Origin of the sequence: Zhongshania aquimaris (genome assembly GCF_019312595.1) — a bacterium.
GTDB lineage: Bacteria > Pseudomonadota > Gammaproteobacteria > Pseudomonadales > Spongiibacteraceae > Spongiibacter > Spongiibacter aquimaris.
The window spans coordinates 614,857-620,913 of the sequence record NZ_JAHWDQ010000003.1 but is presented as its reverse complement, the minus strand read 5'-3'; the positions used below and the strand labels follow the sequence as shown (position 1 = coordinate 620,913).

5 protein-coding genes are annotated in these 6,057 nt (G+C 48.0%); 3 read left to right on the top strand and 2 right to left on the bottom strand.

Annotated elements, in window-relative coordinates:
- The 3 genes from KXJ70_RS14470 to KXJ70_RS14460 all read left to right on the top strand — a co-directional run.
- Positions 1-827, top strand: an 827-nt coding sequence (locus tag KXJ70_RS14470; RefSeq protein ID WP_219044211.1) for a transposase, incomplete at its 5' end; no start/stop codon positions are given.
- A 205-nt stretch (positions 828-1,032) separates the two neighbouring features.
- Positions 1,033-1,869: a macro domain-containing protein gene (locus tag KXJ70_RS14465; RefSeq protein WP_219044210.1), complete on the top strand. Its 837-nt coding sequence runs from the start codon at positions 1,033-1,035 to the stop codon at positions 1,867-1,869.
- Positions 1,870-1,925: 56 nt separating this feature from the next.
- Entirely contained in the window at positions 1,926-2,480 is a 555-nt protein-coding gene (locus KXJ70_RS14460) for a TIR domain-containing protein (RefSeq protein ID WP_219044209.1), read from the top strand.
- Positions 2,481-2,842: 362 nt separating this feature from the next.
- On the opposite strand, the gene KXJ70_RS14455 is transcribed toward KXJ70_RS14460, so the two are convergent.
- Positions 2,843-5,266 carry a TonB-dependent receptor gene (locus KXJ70_RS14455; protein ID WP_219044208.1) on the bottom strand — a complete coding sequence of 808 codons (2,424 nt, stop codon included), beginning with the start codon at positions 5,264-5,266 and terminating at the stop codon, positions 2,843-2,845.
- Between the two features lie 116 nt (positions 5,267-5,382).
- A complete protein-coding gene (locus tag KXJ70_RS14450) occupies positions 5,383-6,057 on the bottom strand; it encodes a sterol desaturase family protein (protein ID WP_219044207.1) in 675 nt (224 codons plus the stop codon).

The window sequence follows — 6,057 nt, the reverse complement described above, 5'->3', positions numbered from 1 at the left end:
GTTACAACGGTGTGGCCACTGTTGATAAGAAACACCAGATCATTATCGACGCCCAGGCATTTGGTGAGGGCCAAGAACACCACACCCTACAGCCCGTGCTTGAAACCGTGAAGTCCCGGTTAACCAAATTAGGCATTCGCAAAAATATCTTCAAAGGTCGCTACAAACCAATCATCACCGCAGACACCGGCTTTGCCAATGAAGCCAATATGGAATATCTCCACAGCAACAAAGTGGATGCTTACATTCCCGACAACCAGTTCCGCTCGCGCGACCCTAAATTCCAAGACCAAAAAACCAAATACGGCAAACGTCATCAGAGCAAACCAGAAGGTCAAAAGCGCAAGGTGATTCCGGCAAGCGAATTCAATTTTGATCCAGTGAACATGATTTGTATTTGTCCTACGGGCAATAAGATCAGCTTCCGTGGTGAGCGACCCGACGAGAACGGCAATCCAAAAGCGTACTTTGAAGGAAAGCTTCTACAATGTAGAAATTGCGGAATAAAAGATAAATGCATGCAAAACCCTGCTGCGGCAGATCACCGCAAAGGTGCAGGTCGGCAAGTCTCTTTCTTGCAGGAGCATAAGAGAGAACCGAATTACACTGACTGGATGAAGCACCGAGTCGACAGCGACAAGGGCAAACAAATATACAGTCATCGCATGTCCGTGGTGGAGCCTGTATTTGGCAACATCACTACAAACAAAAAGCTGAATCGATTTAGTTTGCGTGGGAAGCAGAAAGTAGATGCTCAATGGAAACTGTTCTGTATGGTACATAACATCGAAAAGCTAATGAATTATGGCAATATCGCGGTAAGGTGAAGTAGATTAGATGAATTTCTGTGGGAATATGAAAAAACAAACGACCTGACGATGAAGAATTCGTATGCAAATTAAATCAAATAAAAATATCTGGCTGGAAGATTACGTGAGCTGCAAATACGTTTTCCGACAGCCTCGTTAGGGGTCAAGCCTGTGAATAAAATTCGAGCATGTAGGTGTATAGAGATGATAAGGGCATAAATTAATGACCAAGGTTAGCTTTTTTGATCGAAGAGTAGTTGAGTACTTTCTCAAAGCCACTGCTTTCATAAGTACTGCTTTGTCATTGATTGTAATTTTCGTTGATATACCAAAAGAGTGTAAGGAAGTATATGGAGGGATTTTCTTAATAAGCTTGTTGCTGGTCTATTTTGGGATATGGGTCTGGTCAAATAAACTTACAAAGATCAATGTCACTATAGAAGGAAGTGATGTGACAATTAAAGTAGGTGATATTTTTCAAGAGCCTGATTTTAAGGTCATTGCTTTCAATGAGTACTTCGATACACAGGTAGATAATAAAATAATTTCAGAAGGCTCGTTGAATGGAGTGTTTATTAAAGAGCATCTTGATATTGCTGTTGCCGATCTGGATGAATACATAGCTACTTATGATTTTGATGAAGCTGAAATATTGGATTCTAATGAGAATAGAAAGCAAGGCAAGAAACTTCGGCATCAAATTGGCTCTATTTGTATTTACAAAGACTATCTGCTGACGGCTTTTTCCAAGTTTGATGATTCAAACAAAGCATTAATTACAATGCCAGAGTATTTGGAGTTTTTGATTAACTTTTGGGACCGGGTAAATAGGGTTTATGCACAAAAAAATGTATCAACACCTATATTCGGCTCAGGCATAACACGAATTCAGGGGCATAAAAATATAAGTGATGAAGACCTTCTTAAAATCATGCTCTGGACCTTTAGGATTAGTGAAATGCGTTTTAAATATCCAGCCAGACTTACCATTATTGTCCACAAGGACAAGATTGATAAAATTAATCTTCTGGACATAAAGTCGGCTAGAAACGGCATTTAAATTTAGTGAGTAGAAGCTTTATAAGATTAGATTGAGCGTATTATTTGGAGCTAAAAATGGCATATCGTAACGGAACATATGTGGCCTTTCACGCAGGCGGAACCACTGACCCAACTAAGTCAGATATAAAGTATTACAATACAATGAAGATGTGGGATGCTAGCAAGCATATAGAATTTAGCCTATGTAATAGCCATGAAAAAACTTCATCAGTACGGGACTCGTCAAAAAAAGAAACCCTGAAAAGAAGCTTGATTACAAGGCTTAGAAATTCTAAGCAATTTCTATTGATACTCACAAAAACCACAAAAAATGATACAGATTGGGTTCCTTTCGAGATCGCCTATGCAGTCGACACTTGTGAGTTGCCATTAATACTTGCATATCCTGATTACGATTCAATCATGGCACCGGCGGAATTATCCGACTATTGGTCTCCGGCGCTAAAAACCAGAATCGAGAACGGCTCAGCAAGAGCTATTCATATACCTTTTAGAAAAGCAGCCGTTTTAGATGCCTTGAGTCAATTCGATATAACCAACAAAAATTATCCTACAAATGGGTATGGTTACTACACTCGCGAAGCTCATCAAGAATGGGGGCTGGTATAGCCCTAACAAGCGCATTTTGCCGGACAGTGATCTTGTCCCAATTTAACGGACACCAAAAACGCTGTGAACAACTGTCGTTGTTAAGCCTAGTTGGCATCGCGTTATTGTACTGAGTCTTCAGTATTATTATTCGGATGAAATCTTTGTCGGCACCGATTACCTCGGCGCAGACTATGACAATTTGGACGTGCCTGTCTAATAATCTGCTTGGGCAGATGTTGTTCTGGGGCGAGGGCTGGGTCGCTGCGGGAAATCATCGGTCAAGTTTTTCTAGTTAGGATGAATAGGCCTTAGCCCTTTTAAACTTCTACCGACGCCGCCGGAATTGGCGGCGATTATTTAGAGCGCGACCTCACGCTGACTTAAAACCGGAATCCCACTTCCAGCTCAAAGGTGGCCGCGGGGTAGGCGCCGCCAAAGTGAGTGCCCCGAAAGGCAGGCGCATCTTGGGCTCCGGCGAGATATTCTCGGTCGCTGACATTGTCGCCAAATAACATTACATGCCAGCGATCGTTCAGTGACTTGATCCCTAATTGAATACCAATCGTTGTGCCCGCTTCTCGTATATCGAGGGGGTCGAGGTCAGTCGCCAGTGCGACCTCAGTATTGTAGGTCGCGTTTATCCCTGCTGTTGTAATGAAGGGCAGGTCGAGGAGCTGGCCTTGATAGCCTGCGGTAATAGTCGTTTTAAAATCTGGAGCCAGACGCAGCGGTTTGCCGCTGAGGTCACAGGGTGGTTTGGTGGCGACTTCTGCGGCACAGGGCGCGCTTTTAAATTCATCGTATACGGCGTCTGTCAGTGCGCCATTGGCACTGAGTAGAATGCCGTGGCGCGTAATCAGCATGGCGTCAAACTCTAGGCCTTTGATGGTGGCTGCTGCGGCGTTGCCGACCACATAGCTTACGCCGTTGAAGGTCGCGACTTGCAGGCCATCGAAATCAGTCAAAAACGCGGACACATTCAGTCTAGCGGCGCCGCCCAGCCATTCAGATTTAAGGCCCAGTTCGTAGGTAAGCGCGTCTTCGTCGTCGAACTCCAGTTGTTGGTCGTTCACGGGCTGCGCGTTGTAACCGCCGGATTTAAAGCCTCGGGCAATGGTGAGGTAGCTCATGCTGTCATCGGAAAAGCTGTATTGCACAGACGCTTTAGGAATGATGCTGATATTGTCCCGTTCGCGGCGCGCCTCAAATGGGCTGTCACCGGCGATAATAAACGGGAAAATAATTGAGCCGCCGGGGGTGTCGCCAAGGCCGTAACCTAGAATAGGCAACCCAGCGATTCCGCTAGCCGTGCCAGCGCCTTCGATGCCCGTGCGATTATTAATCAGGCGATGGCTGACCTTTAGGGATTTTTCTTCGTAGTTCACTCGGCCACCGAGGGTCAGAGTCCAATCCTCCTCGAATTGCCAGCTGACTTGACCAAACAAGGCGCCGCTTCTGGTAAGTTGATCAAAACGGGTCAGCGAGGTTTCAACCGGGTTGGCATTACCTTCAAGGGTGATTCGAGTGCGGATTAACTGACCCGCTACCAAACCGGCGGTGGCATTATCCAGCGCGCTATCTTGGCAGGCTTTTGGATCGGGGCTGGCGTTTATGCAAGCAATGCGTTCACCTTCTCCGGTAACTGTGAGTATTTCCGTCAGCTCTAGGTAGTCAACAATGTCGTAGGTGGCAAAAAGATCGGTCTGCAGAAAGTAGGCACCGGCGACATATTCAAGTGTGCCTGGTGCCGAGGTGAAACGCAGTTCTTGGCTGAATTGGCGCAGGTCTTCGTCATTGTTTAAAACAAGAAAAGGTATTGGTGAGAAGTCCGCATCGAAGCTTAGGTCTTCATCCAGCCAGGAGTAGTTACTGATACTGGTGACGACACCGCCATTGTTCAGAGTCCAGTCTACTTTAACCGTAGTATCCCAGCTTTCGCGGCTGGAACTCGCGGCGTGGTCGAGTGACGTTTTTCCGTCGTAGACGTCATCGCTAACCTGCGGATCAAACACTTCCATGGCGGCGAGGTGGCGGGCTCTTGCGACAAAAAGTTGGGTGCCGCCGCCTTGCTGTTCGCCGACGCCACCATTGAGAGTGAAGCCAATGGAAAGGTCTGCACTTACATCCCACTGCAGGCGCAATCTGGCGGCTTGGTTGTCGCGGTCTTCTTCGTGAATGCCGGTAGTGGTGTTGTAAACGCCGCCGTCACGGGTTTCCTTCATCAAGGCAATCCGCCACGCGAGGCTGTTGTCGAGCAGAGGACCTGTTGCCGCGAAGCGGTAACGCTGTAGATTGAATTCCCCGAGCAATACATCGCCGTTCGTGCCGAAATCATACTCCGGGGCGGCGGTGCGGAAATGGATGGCCCCCGCCGAGGAGTTTTTGCCGAACAGGGTTCCCTGCGGCCCGCGTAAGACTTCTATCGCGCTCAGGTCCAGCAGACCTTGATTAATATATGAGGCGCGGCCGTAAAAGACTTCGTCTATCAATAGGGCTACGGATTGCTCAAAGCCGCGGTTATAGCTTGAGCCCAAACCGCGCATATAAATACTGGGAAAAGTGGGAACGGCGAGAATGTCGAGGTTGGGTACATAGTTGGAGACTTCGTTCATATCCCCCATGTTCTTGTCGACGATGTCATCGCCACTGAGAGCGGTGATCGAAAGCGGCACCGATTGCGCGTCTTCCTCGCGCTTCTGGGCCGTCACCACGATCTCCTCGAGTGTGCGCTTCGCCTTTGGTGTTTTGTCTTGCTCGGCCTCGTCGGCGAAGCCGATTGAGGAGGCGAGGAGGAGGCCTGCCATCAGGGCGTGGCCTTGCTTGCAAATTATAGGGTGTTTTAATTTTTTACGCATAATACCTGCCGGCGAATTATTATTATTTGTCGGACCGTCAATCCGGCCCGAATGGGTCTGTCGATTTAGGAAAACAGACCGTGAACATTATTGATTGTAGGCGAACGCTGAACTTCGTGGGGCTCTGGCGACGTTCCCAATACGGTGTCGGCCAACCCCATAGAAACTCCCCACCACATTTGCTCATGACGGAAGTGATGCAGTCTGTGTTGGCGTTGGCGGCGGCGATAGTACTCTAGCGGTGGTTGCCAATTCACGTGGGCTAAATAGTGGCTCCACTCGTAGTTGAAGGCGAGGGTGAAAAACGTCGCCAGCGCGCCTACGGCCAACTCGGGGCTGGGGTAAATCAGAAAATTCAGCGCAAATAACACCGGCACAACGATGGGGTAGACCTGCCACTTAATGGTGATGTCGCTAAGATCGTTGGGCGTTTTATGGTGCTGACGGTGTTTGTTCGCCAGCGGAAAATCCCGCACTTTGCCGAATATCTTGCGCGGTTTGTAATGCAGCAGGTGTACGTGGATTAGCCATTCCTGAAAAGGCCAGAAGCACAAAATAAGCAGCGGCCCGATCAAGTCGGCAGACGTCCAGTTACCCATAATAATTCGGGTAACGATAAGGCCTACTGCGAGACTGGCAAGTATTACCGTGCTGGCGTGGCTAAAAAGCCCGCGCAGGGTTTCACCGAGAGTGGTAGGGATCGGAATAGGGGTGTAGCTAAAGTCGCTGTCGATGGACAT